This window comes from Haloarcula pelagica, assembly GCF_030127105.1.
Classification (GTDB): domain Archaea; phylum Halobacteriota; class Halobacteria; order Halobacteriales; family Haloarculaceae; genus Haloarcula; species Haloarcula pelagica.
The window spans coordinates 1631591-1655771 of sequence record NZ_CP126161.1; the positions used below are offsets into that span (position 1 = coordinate 1631591).

Genomic DNA, 24181 nt, shown 5'->3' on the forward strand with positions numbered 1-24181 from the left:
TCTCGATATAGGGCCGTGGTTCGACTGGGTCAGGGACTGGAACGGTCTCTGAGAGCGTTGGTTCAGCGACCGGAACTGGAAGTTCGGCGTCCCCATTGGCCTCGCCATCCGTGCGTTCAGCCACGAAGGACACCCATAGAGTCGACACGGTGGCGAGAAGCGACTCGCGAAAACATGTGCGCGCGATTGGTTTTTATATTGTAGTTTTGATATGGGTACCGAGAAGATAGCGAAGACGCTTGTCTCCGTATACTGAGGCAATCGTTATTGACCCTCTTCGTATAGCGTTTCATGCAGAATCACTATCCGCAGTAGTATTTGAATATACGCTCTCCTAAACGTCACAGGTATTGATATAATTCGGGTACAAGCATGGTAATGGGGCTGTCGCCCGACCAGTTGGCCGACTGTCTGAAATAAAAATGCACTGACCGAGATCATGGAACAGACCGGCTCTGTTGAAACCCTCAGAAAGGGACAGGTTCTGACCCGGTTGTGGTCAGTAAAGGAAAAGGGCTTAGTGGATAGAAGTTGCCGGCTCTGTTGTAATCCTCAATCGGTGATAGGTTTCAGCAGTCCTGCTGAATACACAGCGCGGGTCTTGCAGTTGGATGGTCGTTAGGTATAGCCTCAGTGCTGACCGCTCTGGCTGCAAAATTCGACCGCTAATCGTTACTCCTTGACGATCACGGTTCCCACCATCTCGTCCTCGTGTGGGACACAGAAGTAGTCGTACTCACCGGCTACAGCGAAGGTGTGTTCGTAGGTTTCGCCGGATTCAAGATCTCCGTCCGGCCACGCGTCCCGCGCCGCCTGCTCCGTGTTGTACCCTCCAGTCGTAAAAAATGCAGCCTCGTCAGGGATACCGTCTTCGTAGGCCGTGACGGTATGGCCCCACTCTGAATCGTTGATCCACCCGACGCACTCGCCGACACTGATGGTCACCGTCGCCGGTGCGAACGCGTTGTCGGGGGTTACCATCCCGACCACTGCGTCGTTTCGCTCCTGCAGGTCCGTCCGCCGGGCGTCAAGTTGGCGCTCGCTCGGCCCGAGGGTTCCCGAGCTACAGCCTGCCAGTCCAAGGACGGTCCCACTTGCGACTGCTGTCAGGAAACACCGCCGTCGCATCGTGTAGGCTGTTTAGCCATAGTTTCATAAGACTTTTGACAGTCTCGCTCAGCTCTCTCCCAATTTTGGCAGTACGGTTTATTGTATGATCAGTATGCAGCCCCCACTAGCCAGCTGTTTCAGACGAGAATGTGTTTGAGGAATAGGATTTCAACAAAGCCAACAGACCGCAAGACGCGCAGTGTCGTCTGCATCAGAATTCGAAGAGCCGAGTATCGTCCTAGAAGACCTCGGTGGCATCTGTATCGCCGAATTTCAGGCAGATATCAACGCGGCGGTCAACATTGCCCGCCGCGCATGCTCGTGGGGAGAGAGCTGTTCTTGGAAACCGAACAGCGATGACTCGCCATAGGGTGGGAGCCCTGTGACAGGGCCACCGGGCACTTTGTGTCGAGACGGAAATCCCGTCAGTGACACATAGAGGTAGCGCGAGAATCTTACTCTAATTCCCCTGTGGGGAACCCTGCGTCGTGCAGGCGAGGATGTCACGCCGTCTACGTAGCAATTGCTCGTCGATTGGTTCGTCTTTTGTCGACCGCGTCAGGTCTTTGCCTGCTGTTCAGCAGGTGATGACATCGCCAAGTTCGGGAGCCTGTGCGTCGTACCCTTCAGCTCGCAGTTCTTCGGCGAAGGCCCCACACCGGTCTCCGTGATTGAGCACAATCTCTGTCTCTCGATATTCGTCTAAGAATTCCAGCAAACCATCTCTATCAGCATGTGCCGAGAAATCGTAGGACTCGACTTTGGCACTGACGGGCATCACTCGGCCATCGAATTCTGCCCGGCCACGTTCAAGCAGTTCCCGTCCGGGCGTGCCCTCAACCTGATAGCCGGTCATAGCGATCTTGTTCGTCGGGTTGGTTCGAATCTTGGGGACGTACGAGACTACTGGCCCACCATTGAGCATTCCCGACGTGGTGATGATGACAGTGTTTTGATTGGCTATCCGCTCGCGTTGCCCGTGTCGACCGGTCACAAAGCGGGTGCTTGAGGTGGCCCCTCGCAGTGCATCTGCGTCTCTCAAAAACTCGGGATGGCGTTTCAGTTGCTTGGTCACTCGCTGACCCATGCCATCAAGATAGCAGTCGATGTCGTGGGCGTTACAGACGAGCATCGCCTCCTGCGTGCGACCGATAGCAAATGCGGGAACGACGACGGTCCCGCCCTCCCACACCGTCTGTTGGAGGCTCTCGGCGAAGCGCTTCTCGACCGTCTCACGGGCCTCGTGAGTCACGTCCGAGTAGGTCGACTCGCAGATGACCATATCCGCGTCCGGACGGGCGGTCGAGGGGGCGACGAGTCGCTGCTCGCCGGTGTGGAAGTCGCCCGAATAGAGCAGTCGCGTCTCGCCGTCGGAGACGAGGACGTGTGCGCTCCCGGGGATGTGGCCGGCGTTGTAGAAGGTGACCTCGTAGCCGGCCGCCTCGAAGGACTCGCCGTAGCCGTGGGTCACAGACGCCTGTGTCAGTCGGCGAACGTCGGTGTCGGTGAACGGACAGCGCGGCGTCGAGCCGTGTAACTTGAGGGTGTCCTCGGCCAGCGTCGTCGCCAGATCCCGCGTCGGGGGCGTCCAGTGGACCGGCGGGAGGTCGCCACTGGACATCAGCGCGGGGACGGCACCGGCGTGGTCCAGATGGCCGTGTGAGATAACGACGGCGTCGGGGTCGACATCGCCGACGGGATACTGTGGCGGTGACTCGCTTGCCATCCCGTAATCGAGCAGCAGGCGCCCGTCGAGCAGGACGGCGCTGCGCCCGATCTCGCCGGCGCCGCCGAGAAACTGGACCTCCATCACGCCGACGTAGCGCCGCCGCGGGTTTCCCTCCGTCGGTTCGTCATCGGAAGAGGACCGTCGGCCGCCGGGCGACCGCCTCGACGGACTGGTCGTCCGTGATCGCGGGCAGGCGCAGGGTCGCGACGGTGCCGTCCCCGCCCGCGATCTGGAACGACCCGCCGTAGCGGGTCGCCGTCCAGTTGACCAGCCACAGGCCAAGTCCCTTCCCGTGCTGGAGTTTGGTCTCCTCGCCGGTCTCGACGACGCGAGCCTCCATCGACGGGATACCAGGCCCGTCGTCGCGGACCTCGATCTCGACCCATTCGCCCTGGTCCCGGGCGGTGATCTCGACTGTCGTCTCCGGATTCGGGTCGTGTTCGAGGGCGTTGGTGAGGAGTTCCTCGACGGCGCGTTGGAGTTCCTCGCCCGCACAGATGTCGCGGTCGGTCTCGACCGTCACCGAGACCGTCGCCGATGGGTGGGCGCTCCGGAGCGACGCCGCGACCGTCGGAAGAAACGCCGCGGGGTCGAGCCGTACCGGGTACCGCTCCTGTCGCGCGTAGGTCTCCAGTTCGCGGGCCGTCTCGCTCAGGTCAAGGAGCCGATCGAGCGGGCGGCGGATGCTGGCCGCGATGTCGGTGTCGGGCGGCGGGTCGTCGATGAACTCGGTGTACCCCTGGATGACCGTCAGTTCGTTCCGGAGGTTGTGCCGGAGGACACGGTTCAACAGCCCGATGAGCCGTTCGCTGCGCTTGCCGTCGGTGACATCCTGCTGAAACCCGAGGTAGTGAGTGATCTCCCCGTCGTCGTTCTGGACCGGCGTGATCGTCACTCGGTTCCAGAACGGCGAGCCGTCCCGACGGTAGTTGAGAAGCTCGGTGGTGACGGGACGGTCCTCTTCGATCCCCTCTCGAAGCTGTGCCGTCTCCTCCGGGTCGGTGTCGGGACCCTGGAGGATCCGACAGTTCTGACTGGTTATCTCGGCCTGACTGTAGCCGGTCACCGCTTCGAAGGCGTCGTTGGCGTAGATGATCGGGTTGTCCGGTTCGCTGGCGTCGGCGATGGTGATCGGCACCTCGGCCTCGTCCATCGCGCGGGTCCGAACCCGGAGTTCCTGTTCGCGCTCACGGCGCTCGGTGATGTCCCGGCCGACACCCTGGACCGCCGTGACGGTGCCGTCGTCCGTGATCGGCGTGGCGTTGACCTCGACGACGACCTCGCTCCCGTCGCGGTGTTCGAAGGATAGTTCCAGTCCCTGGACCGGATCGCCGGACAGCAAGCCGTCGAAAGTGTCCAGGGCGTCGGCGGCAGTAGTCTGGATCAGGTAGTCGGCGAACGCGTCGCCCACCAGGGTATCGGGATCGTAGCCGAGTATCCGTCTGGCGGCGTCAGAGACGTACGTGAATCGGCCCTCGGTGTCGATCCGAAACAGCACGTCGAAGCTGTTCTCCGCGATCCCCTCGAACCGGCGTTTCTCCGCGGCCAACCGCGCAGTCTGTTCGGCCCGCTCGCGCTCGTAGGCTCGGCGCTCGATCGCCCGGCCGACGAGTCGCGCGACCAGTTCGGCGAACAGCTCCTCGGCCTCGGTGAAAGGCTCGTTTCGCTGGGCTTCGTCGGCGAAACAGACGGTCCCGTACACGTCGCCGTTGACGACGACCCGGCTTCCGAGGTACGATCCCAGCCCGAAGCGGTCGTACGCCGCGTCGGCGATCTCGGGCGACGCCGCGGCGTCCTGAACGCTCAACTGTCCGTCGAGTTCGACCGTCCGGCGACAGTACGCCTCGCTCAGCGGGCACTCGGCACCCTGGCGGATCTCGGGGTGACCGCCGACCGCCTCCTCAACGTACTGTGTCCCGTCGGTGATCTCCGTCAGAAAGCCGACCGAGAGACCGAGCCGGTCACAACCGGCCGACAGCGCCGTCGTGACCGCGTCGCTGAACGACCGGCTCCGGTCGGCGAAAGCTTCGTAGACCTGCTCCCGGGCGGGCGGAGACGAATTGGCGGTAGTCATGCTGGAGAGGCCTATGGCTGATCAGATTCAAGGGTTCCATCCGTATGACTCTTGTGAGAACGATACCGCAAGACGGGCCACGCTCTGACGGGTGGCTCAGGCGGGGACCGTCTCCGCGTCGACGCGGACGGCCACTTCGTTCGTCCGCATGAAGGGGGGCGTCCACGGGTCGTCGTACTGTAACAGCGACGGCTCCCCGCGGGCCGTCACCCCGGCGTCCGACAGCACCCGGTCGAGTGTCGACCGGGCGCGTTCGACCCGATCCTCGGTGGCGTACCACGAGAACGACGTGACGGCGACGGTCCGAGCGGGCTCGACGACCAGCCGGACGGCGTCGTCTGTCGGCACGGGCGCTGTCGCCGGGGTGTAGTCGGACGGGAGGAAAAACGCCATCGTCACACCCGTCTCGTCGCGGTCGGTCCGAACCGGCGTCGTCATCGGGATCGACTCGCCGTCGGTCGGCCCGGGCGCCGGAGCGGACGCCCCTGTCACGACCGGCGCCGTCATCGCGACCGCCTCCTCGCGGGCGTTCGCGCCGCTGATGTACCGGAACAGCCGCTGGAACGCCGCTCCCGCGTCGGGTGCGGTCGTCTCGACGAGGACCGTCTCGGGGTACCGACGGATCTCGACCCCGTCGAGTGTCGCCTGAACCTCGTAGGGCACCGATTCGGCCGACCGGGCAACGTACAGCCCCCACCCGATCCAGAGAGCGAGCGCGGCCACGCCGGTGGCGACGAGGGCGCGGAACCGCCCCATCAGTCGGTCACCGCCGTGGCGCCGCGCTGGTCGGCCGGTCGGACTGGCGGGACTCGGACAGGCAGTGGTCGAACCATGTGGGCACGCAAGAGTGGCCCCGAGTAAGTTACACGGCCCGTACTACCGGGGTACAGATCCGGGGACAGCGACGGGTTCGGTCGGCCTATCGACCGGGACTGTGTGTCTCGCCAACACGACGGTTGTTCCTCGGTACCATATTACCATAAACAATTATTATGGTTGGCTATCTACACATAACTGTCATGGCGACACGCCAGCAGACACCGACGACCACGTATCACACGTGCAGCTGCGGTGAATCGTTCGAGAGCACGGACGAGCTTCTCGAACACGCACGGGAATCACACGGGCTCAGCGTATTCTGAGCCGGCTGGCGCTGGCGCCGGTTTTCTCCGACCCACGACCCCCCCGAGCTACGGCTGTTGCTCGATATCCGGCCGGACGCTGAACCGAGCGTACCCCCCGTGAGAGAGGTCGAGTGCGCCGAGCCACCAGTTCCACCGCTCGACCAGTGAGTACCCCTCGGGCGCGTCTTCGAGGTTGCTGACGACGGTCGCCGGCGTCAGCTCCGCCTCGAAGTCGTCGACGAACTGCCCACCCTCGGCCATATCACGTGCCTGTCTCGCGACGACGGAGACGGTCGTCTCCTCGGCGTCGAAGGCGCTCCGGAGTTCCCGTTCGAGTGCTGTTCTGTCCACGAGTGACAGTTGGTCTCAGTCGTCTTGAATCCACGGCCGCGTTCGCAGCGTCGGCGTCGCTACGTGGACCGGACCGTCGAAAGAAAACAGCGAAGAAGACGGGCGTTTGCCGCTTCGCGGGCGCGTTCGCTACGCTCAGTTGCCCGCGCCCTTCTCGATAGGCGCACCGACCAGGTTGCCCCACTCGGTCCAGGAGCCGTCGTAGTTGATCGCGTCGTCGTAGCCAAGCAGTTCGTGGAGCGCGAACCAGGCGACCGAGGAGCGCTCGCCGATGCGGCAGTAAGCGACGACCGTCGAGTCGCCGTCGATGCCTTCCTCGGCGTACAGTTCCGCGAGCTCGTCGCGGCTCTTGAACGTGCCGTCGTCGTTGGTCACGGCCGCCCACGAGATGTTCTTCGCGCCGGGGACGTGGCCGCCGCGCTGGGCGGTCTCCTGAAGTCCAGGGGGCGCGAGGATCTCGCCGGAGAACTCCTCGGGCGAGCGAACGTCGACGAGGGGAAGCTCGCGCTCGATCGCGTTCTCGACATCCTCGCGGTAGGCGCGGATGGACTCGCGCGGGCCGGCGGCCTCGTAGTCGACGGCGTCGAACTCGGGGACCTCGTCGGTAAGTTCGTAGTCGTTCTCGACCCAGTACTCGCGGCCGCCGTCGAGCAGCTTCACGTCGTCGTGGCCGTAGTACTTGAACTGCCAGTATGTGTAGGCGGCGAACCAGTTGGAGTTGTCACCGTAGAGGACGACAGTCGAGTCCTCGCTGATGCCGTGACTGCCCAGCAGGTCCTCGAAGTCCTCCTTCGAGAGGATGTCCCGCGTGGTCTGGTCCTGAAGGTCGGTCTCCCAGTTGAAGCCGATCGCCCCGGGGATGTGGCTCTCGTCGTACAGTTCCGTGTCTACGTCGACCTCGACCAGCCGGTGGGCCGGGTCGTCGCTCTGGAACTCGTCGAGATGCTCGCTGACCCAGTCGGCCGAGACGAGCACGTCGTTGGCGTAATCAGTCATAATGCGTCCTCACGTTGGTCTACCACCCATATATTACCACGAGTGTCGGCAGGTTCGACCAGTCATCCCTTTCGCCGGCAGATGTTGCCCCTATCGTGGCGATCAACTGACAGGCGGGGGGCCAGCAACCCCGGATCGACGCCGCCAACCCCACGCAGGCGGGCGAATCGCCGATGTTGTCGTGTCAGACCATGCCACTCCCCCGGAGCCGGCAACATATGCCACCACCTTCGACCGGACTCGATGGGAGTTTTCAAGCCGTCGGAGTCGATACCGCCTGATAATGACAGATATCGTCTCCGCCGAGTGGGTGGACGACCGCCTCGATAGGCTCAGGATCGTCGACGTGCGGGACGCCTGGGAGTACGACGGCCTCGGCCACCTGCCGGGCGCAGTGAGCGTCCCCTTCGACACGTTCCGGAGCGAGGACGGCGAGGACGGGATGCTCCCCCCGGAAGCCGACTGGGCGGCGTTGCTCTCCGAAGCCGGGATCGGCGGGGACGACGACATCGTCGCCTACGACGACCACCACGGCGTCTTCGCTGCCCGGTTTCTGGTGACGGCGGAGCTGCTGGGCCACGACCCCGAGCGACTGCACCTGCTCGACGGGGACTTCTCGGCCTGGCAACGGGCCTTCGAGACCACGAGCGAGGCGCCAGCCGTCGACCCGACCGACTACGTCGTCGACCCGCCGAGCGAGACACCGCTGGTCGGCCCCGACGCCGTGTCGGCGGCGGCCGAGGACCCCGACGCCGTCGTCGTCGACACCCGCGAGGAGAGCGAATACACCGAGGGCCACATCCCGGGCGCGGTCCTGCTGGACTGGCGGGACCTCGTCGACGACGAGACGCGCGGGTTGCTCCCCCGTGACGAGGCGCTGGACGTGCTCGCGGCTGCCGGCATCGTCCCGGAGAAACGCGTCGTCCTCTACTGTAACACGGCCCGGCGGATCAGTCACACCTACGTCGTGCTCCGCGAACTGGGCTTTGCCGACATCGGCTTCTACGAGGGGAGCCTCACCGAGTGGGAGGCACAGGACCGTCCGCTGGCGACCGGCAGCGACGACACCTAGGCGTGCCGGTTCCAGGTCGACGCCCCGTCGTCGGTGACCAGGTTGAGCACCTCGACGAGCAGGGCGACGATGACCGGCCCGGCGATGAACCCGACGATCCCCAGTGACAGCACGCCGCCGGTGAACCCGACGAAGTAGAGGCTGGCCGGCATGCCCGTCGTGTAGCGGGCCAGCCGCGGCCGGATGACCGCGTCCGGCAGGAACCCGACGAGGACGAGCCCGAAGACGGTGACGAGGACGGCGCCGACCACGTCACCGGCGACGACCTGTGCGGTGGCCATCGCGAGGACGACCACGCTCGGGCCGATGACGGGGACGAACTGGAAGATCCCGGCGACGACCGCCAGTGCGAACGCGCTCTCGTAGCCAAGCACCGCGAACACGACCCACGCGACCAGGAACGTGCCGAAGGCGGTCGCGGCCTGGAGGACGTAGATCGCGTACAGGGTCGACTGGAGCCGCCTGTGCAGCCGATCGATGATGTCGTGATACCGGCGTGGAACGAGTTCGTAGAGTTCGTGTTTCGGTGCTGCGGGCCGCCAGAGGAGCGCGTACAGCAGGATCGTAAACAGCACGGCCTTCAGCGCCAGAATCGGCATCAGGGTCGCGAGCGCCACCGCCAGCGCCCGGACCGTCCCCCGCAGCCCGACGAGGAGGTCGGCGATGTTCAGGGGGTAGATGAACTCGCCGATCCGGAGGGTGATCGTCGGCGGGAGCTGCTGGAGGAACTCGAACAGGTCCCGACGGCGGACGTACAGCACGGCGACGAGCGGTATCGTGATGACCGTCCCGGCCAGGAACGCCACGGTCGTCGAGACCGCCGCCGCCACCCGTTTCGAGAGTCCGCGGTCGACGAGCCACGTCGAGAGCGGATAGAGGACGTACGCGACCGTGATGGCGAAAAAGACCGTCGCCAGCACGCTCGACAGCAGCCACGTCGCCAGCAGCACCGTCGCGGCGAGCAAGCCGGCGAGTACGTAGGTCCGCTGCCGGGATGACACGCCGGCTCTTCGCCGGGCGGGGCCAAAAGCGTTCCCGGACTCAGCGCACGCCGACGGTGACCAGCGTGCCGTACTCCCGGTAGCGTTCGACCATCGCCTCGCGGCGCTCCCAGTCCTCGGTCGGGAACGCGCTCTCGGGCGGAATCTCGATCTCGCGGTCGGGGATGTTGTCCTGGACGGCGACCGAGAAGCCCGCGTCGCGGAACGCCTCGCGGTACTCGCTTTTGTCCCAGCGGGTCATCGGCACGTCGATGAACGACTGCCACTCGTGGGAGTGGACGTTCTCCTCGTAGTAGTTGACTGCGATGTGGACGGTGCCGCCGGGGCGGACGACGCGGGCGAGTTCCGCCAGCGCGGCGTGGGGGTCGCTCGCGTAGTAGAACGCCTCCATCGAGAAACAGTGGTCGATGCTGTCGGTCTCGAAGGGCAGGTGTTCGAAGTCCCCGACCAGATAGCCGACCTGGGGGTCGTCGGTGTAGCTGGCGGCGTTGTGGGCCATCTCCGGGGAGGCGTCGATGCCGTAGGCGCGGCCGGCGCCTTTGGTCTCTCTGAGCGCGCGGCCGGCGTAGCCGCTGCCACAGCCCAGGTCCAGTACCGTCTCGCCGGCCTCGACCGGCATCCGTGCCAGGACGTGCTTTGCCGTGTGCCAGTGGCGCTCTTCCATCCCGCGGTCCTTGCCCGCGGCGGCCCACTCGTCGAACTCGTCGCTGACGCTCATGGCCACACTACCGCGCCCGACTCAAAAACCGGTTGTGCTTCGGGAAGCCGCTGTCCGTTAGGGATCGGCCGGCGTCCCCGATCGAGGGCTGACCCAGTAGCGTTATCCCAAGGGACGTTCCAACGGGAGGGTATGGCACGCCGCCGACGCTACCGGATCGCCGACACCGCCCAGCAGGTCGTCGGTGGGTTCCTGCTGGCCGGTCCCTTCGTCGTCACCGAGGAGGTGTGGGTGCTGGCCGCGAACATGACGCTCTACCACGCGGCGGTGGTCACGGCGATCGTCTTCGCGATCGGCTACGGCGCCCTCTACAAGGCCGACGCCGGCCGCGACATCGAACGGGAAGCGGAGGTGGCCGGCATCCCCGTCCGGTTCGTCTCGTTGATGATCGTGTCGTTCGGGTCCGTCGCGACCCTGGCGCTCGTGTTCACGGCGCCCGAGACGTTCCTGGTGAAAAACGATATCCTCCCCAACCCGACGCCGATGCGCCTCGCGGTGACGACGCTGAAGGCAACGGCGGTCGGCGCCATCTTCAGCGTCGTCGGGGCCGCGACCGCCGACAGCGTGTTCTGATCGGCCAGAGACCCGCAGACTTAATGCGCATCCGGCCGCTTTCCCCGGCATATGGAGTACACGTTGGCGATCGACAACGCGCCGGACACCGTCCCTGGTGGCACCGGGGTTCTCCTCTTGCACCCGAGCACCGGCGAGACCGACCGGCTCGACACCGAGTTCCTGTCGACCGACACCGACGCGATGCTGGTCATCTCGACCCGGACGACCGCACGGGAGGTCAAACAGAAACTGGAGTACTACGAGGTCGACGAGGACGCCGCGACCATCCTCGACACCCTGTCGGTCGAACGCGGCTACACCCGCCGGCAGTCCGACAACGTCCGGTACGTCTCCGCGCCCGACGACCTGGCGGGGATCGTCGAACAGACCGAGCAGTTCCTCCAGGACCACGACGGGAAGCTCCGGGTGAGCTTCGACTCCGTCACCGAACTGATCTACTACGCCGACGAACAGCAGGCGCTGGCGGCCGTCGACGACATCCTGGAACTCCTCGAGGAGTACGACGCCGTCGGGATGTTCCACCTCGCACAGGAGGTCCACGACGCCGAGACGGTCGCCGCCTTCCGCGACCGCTTCGACGGCGTCGTCGAACTCGCGGAGGACGGTACCGTCACGAACGAGTTCTGATCCGGGTGTGTGAGTTCGTACCAAAGCACCAACAATTAAGAGGGAATAGACCGTTCGTCCGGCTGTATGCCGGAATGCCAGAACTGCGGTAATTTTGTTACAGCCGCCTACGCGCGGGTGTTTACACCGAATGGGGTCGAGAAGCCGCGAGTGTGCCCGCAGTGTGAAGACAAGATCCGGGACGGCGCCGACGTTCGCGAGGCGCGGTCGACGCGACGCGGATAACGAACTGGGGTCACTACCGTCTCTTCTGTGGCCGTCCGGCCACGCTGTCTCTCGCCGTGCGGACAGGCGCTACCCGCTCGCCGGAGAACAAACGTTTTGTCCGCCAGCCACGACTCCGCAGGCATGAAACAGGGCGGTTCCGACGCGGCGAAACGCGCGGCCGGAGAGTCGGCAGCCGAGGCCGTCGAAGACGGGCTGGTCGTCGGGCTCGGGACGGGCAGTACGGCGGCCCACGCGATCCGGGCGATCGGTCGGCAGGTCGACGCCGGGCTGGACGTGACCGGCGTTGCGACCTCCTTCCAGTCACGGGCGTTGGCACGGGAGTGTGAGATTCCGCTGGCCGACCTCGACGAGGTATCCGTCGACCTGGCGATCGACGGCGCCGACGAGGTGGCCGGCGGGGACCTCATCAAGGGCGGCGGGGCGGCCCACGCCAGAGAGAAGGTCGTCGACGCCGCTGCCGACCGGTTCCTGGTGGTCGCCGACCCGACGAAAGAGGCTGAGACGCTGTCGGTCCCGGTGCCCGTCGAGGTCCTGCCGGCCGCCCGAACCACCGTCGCCGCGGCCGTCGAGGAACTCGGGGGCGAGCCCCGGCTTCGTGCCGCCGAACGCAAGGACGGCCCCGTGGTGACCGACAACGGCAACCTCGTGCTCGACTGTGACCTGGGCGCGATCGACGAGCCGGCGACGGTCGCTCGCCACCTGGCCGACACCCCCGGCGTGGTCGAGCACGGCCTGTTCGTCGGGCTGGCCGACGAGATCCACGTCGGACGCGAGGACGGCGTCTCTGTCCGCGAGCCGTAACCATCGTTTGCGGCGGCGTCTCTATCCGCGAGCCGTGACCGTCGTCGGCGGCGGCGTCACTGTCCGCGAGTTGTAAGAGAGCTGGCGCTGTCGCTGACCGATCGCGTCGAAAGAAAGAAAGTAGTGTGACCTTACAGGTCGCGCGGCTGAACTGTCTTACGGTCGTTGGCCTCTGCGCGGCGAGCAGCGTCGGCGAGGAGCTCCTCGACCTCCTCGTCGAGTGCGTCGTAGAAGTCAGAGGCAACGTTCATGTCGTCGAGCGATTCCTTCACGGCGGCTTTGACAATCAGGTCTGCCATACAGTCAAACCATCCGAAGGGGGCGCTTAAATACTTTCCCCAATGATCCCGCTCTGTCCGCTACTCGCGGGGGTTTGAGGCGATTTCGGCTATCGGGGTACTAATAAATGCCGGCCGAAACGGGACAGTACGAGAGAAAATTGCCCGTTGTCGGCCCGATCGCCGCGCTCGCGCGACAGCGGTGCGCTGTGGCCCGCTCGGACGACCACGGGGCGAACCGACGACTAGGAGTGGCCCGCGCACCTGAACGATCGTATGCGCGAGCTACTCGAAGCGGTCGCGGCCGGCGACGTGAGCCCGGCCGAGGCCGAGGCACAGTTGGCGGGCTACGCCACGAACGGCGCCGGACGGTTCGACGCGGCACGGGAGTCCCGTTCGGGGGTCCCGGAGGCGATCCTGGGCGACGGGAAGACACCGACGGAGATCGCGGCCCTGGCCGAGACGGCCGCCGAGACGACCGGCCGAGCCATCGTGACACGGATCGAGCAGGCGGCAGCCACGGCGGTCAGGGAGCGCCTGGCCGAGACGGCAGTGACGGTTCGCTGGGACGAGCGCGCCCGCTGGCTGGTCGCGACGACGGCCGACTTCGATCGACCCACGCTCGACGCCCACGTCGGCGTCGTCACGGCCGGGACTTCCGACGCCGTGCCGGCCGGCGAAGCCGCGATGATAGCGCGGGAGATGGGCGCGACGGTCACCCGGATCGACGACGTGGGTGTCGCTAGCATGGCACGGACAATCGACGCCGTCGACCGCCTGCGCGATCAGGACGTGCTCGTCGTCGCCGCAGGCCGGGAGGGGGCGCTCCCGACGGTCGTCGCGGGGCTGGTCGACGTGCCGGTGATCGGCCTCCCGGTCTCGACCGGCTACGGACACGGCGGTGAGGGCGAAGCCGCCCTCTCCGGGATGCTCCAGTCCTGTACGGCGCTCTCCGTCGTCAACGTCGATGCGGGGTTCACCGCCGGCGTCCAGGCGGGGCTGATCGGACGCCAGATCGGCGCTCTCCGGTGATCCGGCGGGGTGGCAACGTCCACCAAACTAGTTGGGCACACGTGATTCAGGGGGTGGGCTCAAAGAGAGTACTGTCGGTGGTCGAACTGCCGACGAATACGATGACTGAATGTGACCACTGTGGCGCGCACGTCTCGGAACAGTTCGCCCGTGTGTTCGCTGACGAGCACGGACACATCAGAGCCTGCCCCAACTGTTCGGCGAACGCCGGCATCGCCGAAGTGTCGAGAGAGCGTGCCCGACAAGTGTAAGGCCCAGCCGTTCCCCTGTATCGACCGATGACCACCTCGCAGCGTGCGCAACATTACGCCTACGTGCTTCGCTGTGACGACGGGACGTTTTACACCGGCTACACGACCGATGTCGAGCGCCGCGTGGCCGAACACGACGCCGGGGAGGGGGCGAAATACACCCGCGGCCGGACCCCTGTGGAGTTGGTCCACGTCGAGGGCTTCGAGAGCAAGTCGGCGGCGATGAGCAGGGAGTACGAGATCAAGCAACTCTCCCGACAGCAGAAGGCGGATCTGGTCGGGTAACCGGCCGAATCGACGCCGTGTGTCGCGCCGGCCTCATAGCGGCGACGCCGGGAACCGACGGGAGCTTTTTGCCCACCCGGGGCGCACTCCGGAGTATGGGATCAGACGGTGCTGCCGAGAAGGCTGCGGCCATCGAGTTCGGGACCGACGGCTGGCGGGCGACGCTTGACACGTTCACGACGCCCCGCGTCCGGATGGTCGGACAGGCGGTCGCGACGACGCTCGACGCCCGGGACGAGAGCCGACCCGTCGCCGTCGGCTACGACGCCCGGGAGACCTCGCGAGGGTTCGCCGAGGAACTCGCCCGGGTCATCTGTGCCAACGGGTTCGACGTGCTCCTCCCCGACCGGGACACGCCGACACCCGTCGTCGCCTGGACGGTCCGCGACCGGGGACTGGCCGGCGCGCTCCAGATCACGGCCAGTCACAACCCGCCGGAGTACAACGGCGTGAAGTTCCTCTCGGACGAGGGCGCGCCCGCCCTGCCGGACCTCACCGAACAGATCGAGGCCGCGCTGGCCGAACCGGACCCGCTGCCCGAGGACGAGTGGGGCAGTATCACCGAGGAGTCGCTCGTCGAGGACTACCGAGAGCACGCGCTCGACTACGCCGGCGTCGACCTCTCGGGACACTCGGTCGTCTACGACGCGATGCACGGGAGCGGGCGCGGCGTCACCGACGACCTGCTCGCCCGGGCCGGCGCGGACGTGACCGCGCTCCGGGACGACCTCGACCCCGAGTTCGGCGGGAGTTCGCCGGAACCGACCGCCGAGAAGGTCGGCGAACTCATCGACCGGGTCGCCGACGGCGAGGGCAGTATCGGGATCGTCAACGACGGCGACGCCGACCGAATCGGGATCGTCACGCCCGAGCGGGGGTTCCTGGGGCCGAACCTCTTTTTCGCGGCGCTGTACGACTACCTCCTCGAATCGCGTGATGGCCCCGTCGTCCGAACCGTCTCCTCCTCGAGCATCATCGACCGGGTCGCCGAGGCCCACGACGAGTCCGTCTACGAGACGGCAGTCGGGTTCAAGTGGGTCGCCGAGGCGATGGCCGAACACGACGCCCTCTTCGGCGGCGAGGAGTCGGGGGGGTTCGGCCTGACCGACCACGTCCGGAACAAGGACGGCGTCCTGATGTCGCTGCTCGCTGTCGCGGCCGACAAGGCGGAACCGCTCGACGAGCGCGTCGACCGACTACTCGAAGCCCACGGCGAGATCCACCAGGACCGCATCAGCGTCGATTGTCCGGACGAGCGAAAGGAGCCGGTGCTCTCGGAACTGGAGGAGTCCCTGCCCGAGTCAGTCGCCGGCGTCGCAGTCGACGGGATCAACACCGTCGACGGGTTCAAGATCCGCCTGGAAGACGGGACCTGGCTGCTCGTCCGGCCCTCCGGCACCGAGCCGAAACTGCGCGTCTACGCCGAGGCCGGCAGCAAGGACCGGGTGGGGGAACTGCTCTCGGCCGGCCGCGAGATCGTCACGCCGCTGGTCTGACCGCGTTCGGCCGAGCAGCGGTCGGCGAACGGACGAGCGCCCACAAACCGTTAACTCCACTCCCTGTGTTGGTGTGACATGGACCTCGACGTTTCCTTCGCCTACACGCACGGGATGGACCGCGAGACGGTCGTCGAACGGCTCGAATCGACACCCGACGGCGTCCTCGCGCTGGCCGACGGCGACGACGCCTACGCCGTCCCCGTCTTCCATCACTACGCCGACGGCTCGCTGTACTTCCGTCTCGGCGAGTCCCCCGACAGCCGGAAGGCAGCGTTCGTCGAGACGACGGCGACGGCGACCTACGTCGTCTACGAGGCCGAACCGACCGCCGACCCCGACGGCCAGACCGGCTGGAGCGTCCTCGCCCGCGGGCCGATCCGAGAAGTCCCCGAGGACGACCCCGCGTACGACGCGGTCGAGATCAACGAGCGCTTCGAGCCCATCCGCGTCTTCGACGAGTCGCTGGACGAACTCGACCTGACGCTGTACGAACTCCGGATCGAGGAGCTGGCGGGCCGGTCGAACTGACCGTCACTCCGACAGCACGCCACGACAGCGTCCGGGCTCGGCCAGTGACTCGACGGTAAAGCCGAGTGACTCGTAGAACGGCCGGACGGCCGCGTCGAACTCGGCGGTGAGCCGTTCCCGGCGGTCGGCCGCGGCCTCGACCAACGCCGTCCCGATCCCCTGCCCGCGCCGGCGGCGCCGGACCGCGACGGCGTCGACGCGGCCCCCGTCGAGCACGAGCGCACCGACGACCTGCTCGTCCTCGGTGACCGCCACCAGCGTCCCGTCCCGAGCGATACTCGCCCTGACCCGCTCGACATCGGTTGCCAGCACTGCGCCGTCGAGGACGTTCATCACCGACGGGAGGTCCTCGACGGTGGCGTCCCGGACCCGCACGGCTCAGCCCTCCGGCGGGGTGTCGCGTGCCTCCTCGATCGCCGCCAGGAGGTCGTCGACGCTGGGCCGGTCGAACGTCGATCTGCTCCGGTAGGACCACACGACAGTCGGCTCGCCGCGCAGGTCGATCAGCACGGCCTCGGGCATCCGGCCCAGGAAGTCACTCCAGTCGCCGAGGAAGCCGAAACGGACCGGCTGGTCGTAGGCGTCCCCGGCCGAGGCTTCGGGATCGGCCACGAGCGGGAACGGGAGGTCGTAGCTGTCCTGCCACTCCCGGACCTTCTCGGCCGGTTCGGGGACGATCGAGACGACTTCGGTGTCCCGCCGGGCGAACTCGTCGTACCGGCCGGCGACGGTCTGGACCTGCTGGCGGCAGTTCGTGCAGTAGTGATCGCGCTGGAACAGGAGTAGGGCGAACGCGTGCTCGGCCGCGAGCGCCGACAGCGAGACTGGGTCCGGCCCGGGACCGACGTTGGGGAGCGAGAACTCCGTCGCGGGTGTCGACATGGCGACCGGTAGGGACCGAACGGACAAAAGCGGGCGGTGAGCGGGAGACTCACCGTAACGGCGGGCCGTCTTCGTGCGGTTTCTTGTCGCTCGGTGTCGACGCTGGTGTATGGACAGACAGCGATCGATCCGGCTGTTCGCCGCCCTCGTCGCCGTCGGTGGGTTCCTCTCGCTGAGCGGGGTCTACGCGTCACAGACACTGTCGAGAATCACCCTCCTCGACAGCGTCTGGTTCTACGCGCTCACCGGCACGCTCCAGCTCGGCGGCGGCGTCGGGCTCCTCTGGACCATCGTCCGGACCGACGGTGCGAGCGAGTGAGCCGGCTCAGCCGCCCTTGATCAGTCGGACGACCGTGACGCGGTCGCTCTCGACGGGCTGGTCGGTGGGAACCGTCCGATCGTCGACCAGCACCGAGACGGCGTGTGGCGAGAGCCCCAGCGGTTCGAGCAGGTCGGCGTAGGTCGCGTCCCCGTCGACCTCGACTTCGTGGGTGTCGTCGCCGGCCACCTCGACGGTGACGTGCATGGCCGTCCCTACTGGCATCGCGGGCTTGAGTGTGTCGGCTGGCGGTATCGGGGCGACTGGCCGGACTGAACGGTTCGTTTAAGGCCGGCCCACGCTTCCCCGGAGACATGAGCAAGGCCGACTCCGAGTCGCGGGCGGGGCGTGAAGAGGTGTGGATCGAGAAGTACCGCCCGGAGCGGCTCGACGACGTGATGGGCCACGAGAACATCGTCGGCCGTCTCCAGAGCTACGTCTCCCGGAACGACCTGAGCCACATGTTATTTTCGGGCCCAGCAGGCACGGGGAAAACCACCTGCGCGACCGCCATCGCCCGCGAGTTGTACGGCGAGGACTGGCGCGAGCACTTCCTGGAACTCAACGCCTCCGACGAGCGGGGGATCGACGTGGTCCGGGACCGGATCAAGAACTTCGCCCGCACCAGTTTCGGCGGTCACGAGTACCGGATCATCTTCCTCGACGAGGCCGACGCGCTCACTTCTGACGCACAGTCAGCACTCCGCCGGACGATGGAGCAGTTCTCGAACAACGTCCGGTTTATCCTCTCGTGTAACTACTCCAGTCAGATCATCGACCCGATCCAGTCCCGCTGTGCGGTCTTTCGGTTCTCGCCACTTTCCGACGAGGCCGTCGCCGCCGAGATCCGCCATATCGCCGGCGAGGAGGGGATCGAACTGACCGACGACGGGCTCGACGCGCTCGTCTACGCGGCCGCCGGCGACATGCGCAAGGCCATCAACGGCCTCCAGGCGGCCTCGGTCAGCGGCGACGTGGTCGACGAGTCGGCGGTGTACGCCATCACCTCGACTGCACGACCCGAGGAGATCCACGAGATGGTCCAGTCGGCGCTAGACGGTGACTTCACCGCCGCCCGGGCGACGCTCGATCGGTTGCTCACCGAGGAGGGGATCGCCGGCGGCGATATCATCGACCAGCTCCACCGCTCGATCTGGGAGTTCGACATCGACGACCGGGCGGCGGTGCGGGTACTGGAGCGCGTCGGCGAGACGGATTACCGCATCACCCAGGGCGCGAACGAACGGGTCCAACTGGAGGCGATGCTGGCGTCGCTCGCACAGTCTGAGTGAGCGCCGAGCGTAGCTCGGCTCCGACGAGTGAAAACCGAGAGACAGCACGGGTAGCTACCGTCCGACCCCGGGAGTGTCGGTCGGGCTGAACACGCTCGATAGGGCGTGAACGTCCAGTTCTCACCGCTAATAATTGCGCACTGACTCTTATGTCGGAGGAGCGATCAGCTATCAACTACTGAAATGCACAGTTCGACGGACCGAACGGCGGACGATCGGGGCCAGGTCGGCATCGGGACACTCATCGTCTTCATCTCGATGGTGCTGGTGGCGGCCATCGCAGCGGGCGTCCTCATCGACACCTCGGGCTATCTCCAGAACTCCGCGGAGACGACCGGCGAGCAGTCCAGCGACTCGACGACCAACCGAGTCGGGATCGTCAGCGCGACCGGGAGTCACTTCACGAACAAGGAGGTCGGCGTGGTGAACCTGACCGTCAGGCGGACACCTGGCTCCGGCCCGGTCGATCTCGGGCAGGCGACGATCCAGTGGATCGGCCCGAGTGGCTCGTACTACCAGCTCGCAGAGGACGGCGCCCAGGGCAATCCGGACGGCCGGTTCCTCGTGACGACGATCCAGGACGACGACGACTCACAGCCGGTCCTCGACGACTCGGAGGACCGGTTCAGGATCACGCTCGACCTCGGGGACGACAACGTCGGTGCCAACGCCGGGACCGGGAACACCGCCGACACCTTCGGCCAGGAGATCGGTGAGGGCGAGACGGCGACGGTCCGGATCACCACCACGTCGGGGGCGAGTACGACCGAGCAGGTCGTCGTCCCAAAGACCCTCTCGGGCGGCTCCGCGGTCCAGGTGTAGGCCCCTTCGGAACAGTTTTACGCGAACGTGGGCCAACTGTAGCCCAATGAGCGACCTCGACGAGGCCTACGAACTGGAGTACTTCGCGGAGGCGGGCTTTAGCCGCCAGGAGTGCTCGTCCTGTGGGGCCACCTTCTGGGCGCGGACCCAGCGCGAGACCTGCGGCGAGCCACCCTGTGCGGAGTACGGGTTCATCGACGACCCCGGGTTCGACGACTCGTACACGCTCGAAGAGATGCGGGAGGTGTTCCTCTCCTTTTTCGAGGAGCGGGGCCACGAGCGGATCGACCCGTACCCGGTCGCTGCCAACCGCTGGCGCGACGATGTCCTGTTGACCCAGGCGTCGATCTACGACTTCCAGCCGCTGGTCACGAGCGGGACGACGCCGCCGCCGGCGAACCCGCTGTGTATCAGCCAGCCCTGCATCCGGATGCAGGACATCGACAACGTGGGCAAGACCGGCCGGCACACGATGGCCTTCGAGATGATGGCCCACCACGCCTTCAACGCCCGTGAGGACATCGAAGACCCCGAGCAGTACGCCTACGAGGGCGAGGTCTACTGGAAGGACGAGACCGTCGAGTACTGCGTCGAACTGTTCGAGGAACTCGGTGCGGACCCCGCCGAACTCACGCTGATCGAGGACCCGTGGGTCGGCGGGGGCAACGCCGGCCCCGCCTTCGAGGTCATCTACAAGGGCGCCGAGCTGGCGACGCTCGTGTTCATGTCCTTAGAACAGGATCCCGACGGCGAGTACGAGATGAAAGACGGGAACACGTACTCGGAGATGGACACCTACATCGTCGACACCGGCTACGGGCTCGAACGATGGACCTGGATGAGCCAGGGGACCCCGACGGTGTACGAGGCCATCTACCCCGAGATGATCGCCTTCCTCAAGGACAACGCCGGCATCGACCTCACCGACGAGGAGGCGACCGTCGTCCACGACGCCGCGAAACTGGCGGGCCACATGGACATCGACGAGGCCGAGGACATCGAGGCCGCCCGCGACGATATCGCCGCCGAGGTCGGCGTCACCGTCGAGGAGTTGCGGGAACTGATGGCCCCCCTGGAGGATATCTACGCCATCGCCGACCACTGCCGGACGCTCGCCTACATGCTCGGGGACGGCATCGTCCCCTCGAACGTCGGGACGGGCTATCTCGCCCGGATGGTCCTCCGGCGGACGAAGCGCCTGGTCGACACCGTCGGCGTCGACGCGCCGCTGGACGAACTCGTCGACATGCAGGCCGAGCGCCTGGGCTACCGGAACCGCGACACGATCCGTGACATCGTCCGGACCGAGGTCGAGAAGTACCGCGAGACGCTGGACCGCGGTGGCCGGCGGGTCCGCCAGATCGCCGACGAGTACGCCGAGCGCGGCGAGCCGATCCCGACCGAGGAGCTGGTCGAACTGTACGACTCCCACGGTATCCAGCCCGACATGGTCGAGGAGATCGCCGCCGAGCGCGGGGTCGCCGTCGACGTGCCCGACGACTTCTACTCGGTGGTCGCGAGCCGCCACGGCGGCGGGGAGGCGACCGACGCCGGCGAGGAGATGCCCTACGCCGACCGGCTGGCAGAGCTGCCCGACACCGACCAGCTGTACTACGAGGACCAGCAGCGCACGGAGTTCGAGGCAGTCGTCCTGGAGGTGTTCGACCGCGAGGACGGCGACTTCGACGTGGTGCTGGACCAGACGATGTTCTACCCCGAGGGCGGTGGCCAGCCCCCGGACCACGGCACGCTGGCGACCGACGACGTGACCGTCGAGGTGACCGACGTGCAGCGCTACGACGGCGTGATCGTCCACACCTGCGACGACGACCCCGGCAAGGGCGAGTTCGTCCGCGGACAACTCGACGCGAGCCGGCGCAAGCGACTGATGCAACACCACACGGCGACCCACGTCGTCATCCACAGCGCCCGCCAGGTACTGGGCGAACACGTCCGGCAGGCGGGCGCCCAGAAGGGGACCGACTCTGCCCGCATCGACATCCGCCACTACGACTCGATCGACCGCGAGCAGGTCAAACAGATCGAGTTGCTGGCGAACGAACTCGTCCAGGACAACGTCTCGGTCAGCCAGCAGTGGCCCGACCGCCACGAGGCCGAGGAGCAACACGGCTTCGACCTCTACCAGGGCGGGATCCCCGCCGGCGAACAGATCCGGTTGATCCAGGTCGCCGAGGACATCCAGGCCTGTGGCGGGACCCACGTCGCCCGCACCGGCGACATCGGCGCGATCAAGCTGCTCAACACCGAGCGGATCCAGGACGGAGTCATCAGGCTGACCTTCGCGGCCGGGAACGCGGCCATCGAGTCGACACACGCGACCGAGGACGCGCTCTACGACGCCGCCGACATCCTCGACGTGGCCCACGAGGAGGTCCCCGAGACCGCCGCGCGGTTCTTCGACGAGTGGAAGGCCCGGGGCAAGGAGATCGAGGCGCTCAAAGAGCAACTGGCCGAGGCCCGCGCCTCCGGCGGAGCCGACGCCGAGGAGGTCGACGTGGGCGAGACGACCGCGGTCGTCCAGCGCATCGACGCGGACATGGACGAACTGCGCGCACAGGCCAACGCCCTCGTCGAACAGGGGAAGATCGCCGTACTGGGCTCGGGCCGGGACGGTGCCCAGTTCGTCGTCGCCGTCCCCGAGGGCGTCGGCGTCGACGCGGGCGAGGTCGTCGGCGAACTGGCCGGCCGGGTCGGCGGCGGCGGCGGCGGCCCGCCGGACTTCGCACAGGGCGGCGGCCCGGACGGCGAGGCGCTGGACGACGCACTCGCCGAGGCCCCCGACATCCTGCGGTCGGTCGCGGACGTTTGAGGTCGGTTTCACGACCGCGGCGAGGGAAAGAACGAAACCCCCTCGCGTCGAACTGTCAGTCGTATGGCGTACTGTACGGCCTGCGGGGCCGCCGTCGACGCGGACGACAACTTCTGTGAGCAGTGTGGCCACGAACTGGGGACGCCAGTCTCGGCCGCGGACTCGACGGACGGCCGCGCCCGCTCGGGGTCGGCAAGCGACACAGAGCCCGACGACCCCTTCGAGCGCGACGCCGCCGGGTTCGCGCTGGGCTACCCGGTCCACGACGAGTACGAACCGTTCCTCCTCGGGAGCATCGTGAGCCTGCTGGGCGCGATCCTCCCGCCCCTGCAGTTGTTCACCGCCGGCTACGCGGTCCAGTTGGCCGAGGCGGCGGCCCACGGTGACCGAACACAGCCCGCCTTCGCGGGGTGGCGCGACCTGCTCGTCGACGGGCTACGGGCCACCGTCGCGCTGGTCGTGCTGTGGGGCGTCGCCGCCGCGCTGGGCGCGTCGCTGACGGCGCTCCTGGCGGAAGCCGGCGTGGGTGGCGCCTGGGAGGCGGGTACGCTTACAGCCGTCGCGCTGGCCGGCCTCTACGTCACGCCGGCGGTGCTGACGACGTGTGCGGCGACCGGCCGCGTGGGCGCGTCGTTCTCCCAGCGGTTCGCCGGCGCGTTCGCCGCTCGCCCGGCGTATCTGAAGGGGTTCGTCCTCTGGCTGGGACTGAGCCTCCTGCTCGGGGCGGTCTGGCTGGCCGCCTGGTTCACCTTCGTCGGGCCGGCGTTCGTCTCGACGTACTGGCTCTACGCCTCCGGGGCCTTCTGGGGGTACCACTACCGCGAGGCCGCCCGGGACGGGGTCGTACCGGCGCTTTCTCCCGCGGCCGAGGAGCCGGTCGCCTCGACCGACCTGCGGGCCGAAGTCGCCGAGTCCCGCTGAGGGACCGAAAGAGCCAGGCCCCTGGTCCGGAAACTCCCGAGCGATGCCGACAGCGACCAACCGCGGAGTGGACCTCTACTACGAGACCGACGGCGAGGGACCGACCGTCGCCTTCGTCGGCGACGTGGGCTACGGCGCGTGGCTGTGGGGCTGGCACCACGACGCGGTCGCCGGCCCCTACGAGACGGTGGTGTTCGACCACCGGGGGACCGGCCGGTCGGACGCCCCCGCCGGCCCCTACGACGTGGCGGCCCTGGCGGCCGACCTGGAGGCGGTGCTGGCCGACCACGGCGTCCGGTCGGCCCACCTCGTCGGCGCCGGCCTGGGCGGGATGGTCGCGCTGCGGTACGCCCACGAGTACAGCCGCGCACGGACGCTGACACTGTACTGTACGGCCGCCGAGGGGAGCGCGGTCGACGCCGAGGCGCTCGCGGCCCTCTCGCTGGAGGCCGGCCCCGAGGCGTCGCTTTCGGGCGCCTTCTCCGACCAGTTCCGGGCGGACGCGACCGACCTGCTCGACCGGATCACCGAGTGGCGCCGCGAGGAGGACGCGACCGGCGACGCCTGGCAGGCGCAAGCGGCGGCGGTGACGGACTTTTCGGCCCCGCCGCTGTACGAGGTGACGCTCCCGACGACGGTGTTCTACGGGCTCGACGACCCGGTCGTGGCCCCCGACGCCGCGGAGTCGCTTGCAGCGGACCTCCCACGTGGGGACAGCGAGGCTGTCGAGGGGCGACACCTCTGTTTCGTCGAGCACGCGCCGGCGGTCACCGACCGGCTGCTGGCGACGCTCGACGCCCACACCGACCACGAGGTTTAACAGCCGGGCTGTCGA

General features: G+C 67.0%; 28 protein-coding genes. 16 read left to right on the forward strand and 12 right to left on the reverse strand.

The features are described from left to right. Positions 1 to 672: 672 nt before the first annotated feature. The 6 genes from P1L40_RS08555 to P1L40_RS08580 all read right to left on the reverse strand — a co-directional run bounded on the left by P1L40_RS08555 (position 673) and on the right by P1L40_RS08580 (position 7384). Entirely contained in the window at positions 673 to 1128 is a 456-nt protein-coding gene (locus P1L40_RS08555) for a cupredoxin domain-containing protein (RefSeq protein ID WP_284010903.1), read from the reverse strand. 559 nt (positions 1129 to 1687) lie between these two features. Next, the gene (locus P1L40_RS08560; RefSeq protein WP_284010904.1) at positions 1688 to 2920 is read right to left on the reverse strand and encodes an MBL fold metallo-hydrolase; all 1233 of its coding nucleotides are present in this window, start codon (positions 2918 to 2920) and stop codon (positions 1688 to 1690) included. A 43-nt stretch (positions 2921 to 2963) separates the two neighbouring features. Continuing rightward, positions 2964 to 4913 (reverse strand): PAS domain S-box protein, encoded by a 1950-nt coding sequence (locus tag P1L40_RS08565; RefSeq protein ID WP_284010906.1) that lies wholly within the window; start codon positions 4911 to 4913, stop codon positions 2964 to 2966. 96 nt (positions 4914 to 5009) lie between these two features. After that, entirely contained in the window at positions 5010 to 5669 is a 660-nt protein-coding gene (locus tag P1L40_RS08570; RefSeq protein ID WP_284010907.1) for an SOUL family heme-binding protein, read from the reverse strand. Between the two features lie 434 nt (positions 5670 to 6103). Then, positions 6104 to 6388: a WNWW family protein gene (locus P1L40_RS08575; protein ID WP_284010908.1), complete on the reverse strand. Its 285-nt coding sequence runs from the start codon at positions 6386 to 6388 to the stop codon at positions 6104 to 6106. A gap of 135 nt (positions 6389 to 6523) precedes the next feature. Further along, positions 6524 to 7384 carry a sulfurtransferase gene (locus tag P1L40_RS08580; protein ID WP_284010909.1) on the reverse strand — a complete coding sequence of 287 codons (861 nt, stop codon included), beginning with the start codon at positions 7382 to 7384 and terminating at the stop codon, positions 6524 to 6526. A gap of 283 nt (positions 7385 to 7667) precedes the next feature. On the opposite strand from P1L40_RS08580, the gene P1L40_RS08585 reads away from it, so the two are divergent. Next, a complete protein-coding gene (locus tag P1L40_RS08585; RefSeq protein ID WP_284010910.1) occupies positions 7668 to 8456 on the forward strand; it encodes a sulfurtransferase in 789 nt (262 codons plus the stop codon). On the opposite strand, the gene P1L40_RS08590 is transcribed toward P1L40_RS08585, so the two are convergent. Both P1L40_RS08590 and P1L40_RS08595 read right to left on the reverse strand, forming a co-directional pair. Continuing rightward, positions 8453 to 9457, reverse strand: a complete 1005-nt coding sequence (locus tag P1L40_RS08590; protein WP_284010911.1) for an AI-2E family transporter — start codon at positions 9455 to 9457, stop codon at positions 8453 to 8455. The genes P1L40_RS08585 and P1L40_RS08590 overlap by 4 nt on opposite strands. 40 nt (positions 9458 to 9497) lie before the next feature. Further along, positions 9498 to 10175, reverse strand: coding sequence for a class I SAM-dependent methyltransferase (locus tag P1L40_RS08595; protein WP_284010912.1), 678 nt, complete (start codon positions 10173 to 10175; stop codon positions 9498 to 9500). A 132-nt stretch (positions 10176 to 10307) separates the two neighbouring features. Here P1L40_RS08595 and P1L40_RS08600 point away from each other — a divergent pair, with 132 nt between their 5' ends. The 4 genes from P1L40_RS08600 (at position 10308) to rpiA (ending at position 12407) form a co-directional block, all read left to right on the forward strand. Then, a complete protein-coding gene (locus tag P1L40_RS08600; RefSeq protein ID WP_284010913.1) occupies positions 10308 to 10748 on the forward strand; it encodes a DUF2391 domain-containing protein in 441 nt (146 codons plus the stop codon). A 51-nt stretch (positions 10749 to 10799) separates the two neighbouring features. After that, positions 10800 to 11378: a DUF7090 family protein gene (locus tag P1L40_RS08605; RefSeq protein ID WP_284010914.1), complete on the forward strand. Its 579-nt coding sequence runs from the start codon at positions 10800 to 10802 to the stop codon at positions 11376 to 11378. A 66-nt stretch (positions 11379 to 11444) separates the two neighbouring features. Beyond that, on the forward strand, positions 11445 to 11603 hold the full coding sequence (locus P1L40_RS23525) for a DUF7563 family protein (RefSeq protein ID WP_419181080.1): 159 nt from the start codon (positions 11445 to 11447) through the stop codon (positions 11601 to 11603). Positions 11604 to 11726: 123 nt separating this feature from the next. Then, complete coding sequence (gene rpiA, locus P1L40_RS08610; RefSeq protein WP_284010915.1) at positions 11727 to 12407, forward strand: ribose-5-phosphate isomerase RpiA; 681 nt, start codon at positions 11727 to 11729, stop codon at positions 12405 to 12407. 131 nt (positions 12408 to 12538) lie between these two features. Here rpiA and P1L40_RS08615 read toward each other — a convergent pair whose 3' ends face one another. Continuing rightward, positions 12539 to 12706 (reverse strand): DUF1931 family protein, encoded by a 168-nt coding sequence (locus P1L40_RS08615; protein ID WP_276179058.1) that lies wholly within the window; start codon positions 12704 to 12706, stop codon positions 12539 to 12541. 255 nt (positions 12707 to 12961) lie between these two features. Here P1L40_RS08615 and larB point away from each other — a divergent pair, with 255 nt between their 5' ends. From larB to P1L40_RS08635, 5 genes are all read left to right on the forward strand, one after another. Continuing rightward, on the forward strand, positions 12962 to 13717 hold the full coding sequence (gene larB / locus P1L40_RS08620; protein ID WP_284010916.1) for a nickel pincer cofactor biosynthesis protein LarB: 756 nt from the start codon (positions 12962 to 12964) through the stop codon (positions 13715 to 13717). Between the two features lie 101 nt (positions 13718 to 13818). Further along, the gene (locus P1L40_RS23530; protein ID WP_324760068.1) at positions 13819 to 13968 is read left to right on the forward strand and encodes a DUF7563 family protein; all 150 of its coding nucleotides are present in this window, start codon (positions 13819 to 13821) and stop codon (positions 13966 to 13968) included. A gap of 27 nt (positions 13969 to 13995) precedes the next feature. Next, complete coding sequence (locus tag P1L40_RS08625) at positions 13996 to 14253, forward strand: GIY-YIG nuclease family protein (RefSeq protein WP_284010917.1); 258 nt, start codon at positions 13996 to 13998, stop codon at positions 14251 to 14253. Between the two features lie 95 nt (positions 14254 to 14348). Next, on the forward strand, positions 14349 to 15749 hold the full coding sequence (locus tag P1L40_RS08630) for a phosphohexomutase domain-containing protein (protein WP_284010918.1): 1401 nt from the start codon (positions 14349 to 14351) through the stop codon (positions 15747 to 15749). A 78-nt stretch (positions 15750 to 15827) separates the two neighbouring features. Then, positions 15828 to 16280: a pyridoxamine 5'-phosphate oxidase family protein gene (locus P1L40_RS08635; protein WP_284010919.1), complete on the forward strand. Its 453-nt coding sequence runs from the start codon at positions 15828 to 15830 to the stop codon at positions 16278 to 16280. 3 nt (positions 16281 to 16283) lie between these two features. On the opposite strand, the gene P1L40_RS08640 is transcribed toward P1L40_RS08635, so the two are convergent. Next, a complete protein-coding gene (locus P1L40_RS08640; protein WP_284010920.1) occupies positions 16284 to 16655 on the reverse strand; it encodes a GNAT family N-acetyltransferase in 372 nt (123 codons plus the stop codon). A gap of 3 nt (positions 16656 to 16658) precedes the next feature. Continuing rightward, positions 16659 to 17162: a peroxiredoxin family protein gene (locus P1L40_RS08645; protein ID WP_284010921.1), complete on the reverse strand. Its 504-nt coding sequence runs from the start codon at positions 17160 to 17162 to the stop codon at positions 16659 to 16661. Between the two features lie 109 nt (positions 17163 to 17271). Between P1L40_RS08645 and P1L40_RS08650 the strand changes: the two genes are divergently transcribed. Next, positions 17272 to 17481, forward strand: a complete 210-nt coding sequence (locus P1L40_RS08650) for a hypothetical protein (protein ID WP_284010922.1) — start codon at positions 17272 to 17274, stop codon at positions 17479 to 17481. A gap of 6 nt (positions 17482 to 17487) precedes the next feature. Here P1L40_RS08650 and samp2 read toward each other — a convergent pair whose 3' ends face one another. Next, on the reverse strand, positions 17488 to 17688 hold the full coding sequence (gene samp2, locus P1L40_RS08655) for a ubiquitin-like small modifier protein SAMP2 (RefSeq protein WP_284010923.1): 201 nt from the start codon (positions 17686 to 17688) through the stop codon (positions 17488 to 17490). A 107-nt stretch (positions 17689 to 17795) separates the two neighbouring features. Here samp2 and P1L40_RS08660 point away from each other — a divergent pair, with 107 nt between their 5' ends. The 5 genes from P1L40_RS08660 (at position 17796) to P1L40_RS08680 (ending at position 24166) form a co-directional block, all read left to right on the forward strand. Next, a complete protein-coding gene (locus tag P1L40_RS08660) occupies positions 17796 to 18773 on the forward strand; it encodes a replication factor C small subunit (protein ID WP_284010924.1) in 978 nt (325 codons plus the stop codon). Between the two features lie 183 nt (positions 18774 to 18956). Beyond that, on the forward strand, positions 18957 to 19595 hold the full coding sequence (locus P1L40_RS08665) for an archaellin/type IV pilin N-terminal domain-containing protein (protein ID WP_284010925.1): 639 nt from the start codon (positions 18957 to 18959) through the stop codon (positions 19593 to 19595). Positions 19596 to 19641: 46 nt separating this feature from the next. Then, positions 19642 to 22425 carry an alanine--tRNA ligase gene (gene alaS / locus P1L40_RS08670; RefSeq protein ID WP_284010926.1) on the forward strand — a complete coding sequence of 928 codons (2784 nt, stop codon included), beginning with the start codon at positions 19642 to 19644 and terminating at the stop codon, positions 22423 to 22425. 63 nt (positions 22426 to 22488) lie between these two features. Continuing rightward, on the forward strand, positions 22489 to 23346 hold the full coding sequence (locus P1L40_RS08675) for a DUF4013 domain-containing protein (RefSeq protein WP_284010927.1): 858 nt from the start codon (positions 22489 to 22491) through the stop codon (positions 23344 to 23346). A gap of 43 nt (positions 23347 to 23389) precedes the next feature. Continuing rightward, positions 23390 to 24166 (forward strand): alpha/beta fold hydrolase, encoded by a 777-nt coding sequence (locus tag P1L40_RS08680; RefSeq protein WP_284010928.1) that lies wholly within the window; start codon positions 23390 to 23392, stop codon positions 24164 to 24166. The last annotated feature ends 15 nt before the right edge of the window (positions 24167 to 24181 follow it).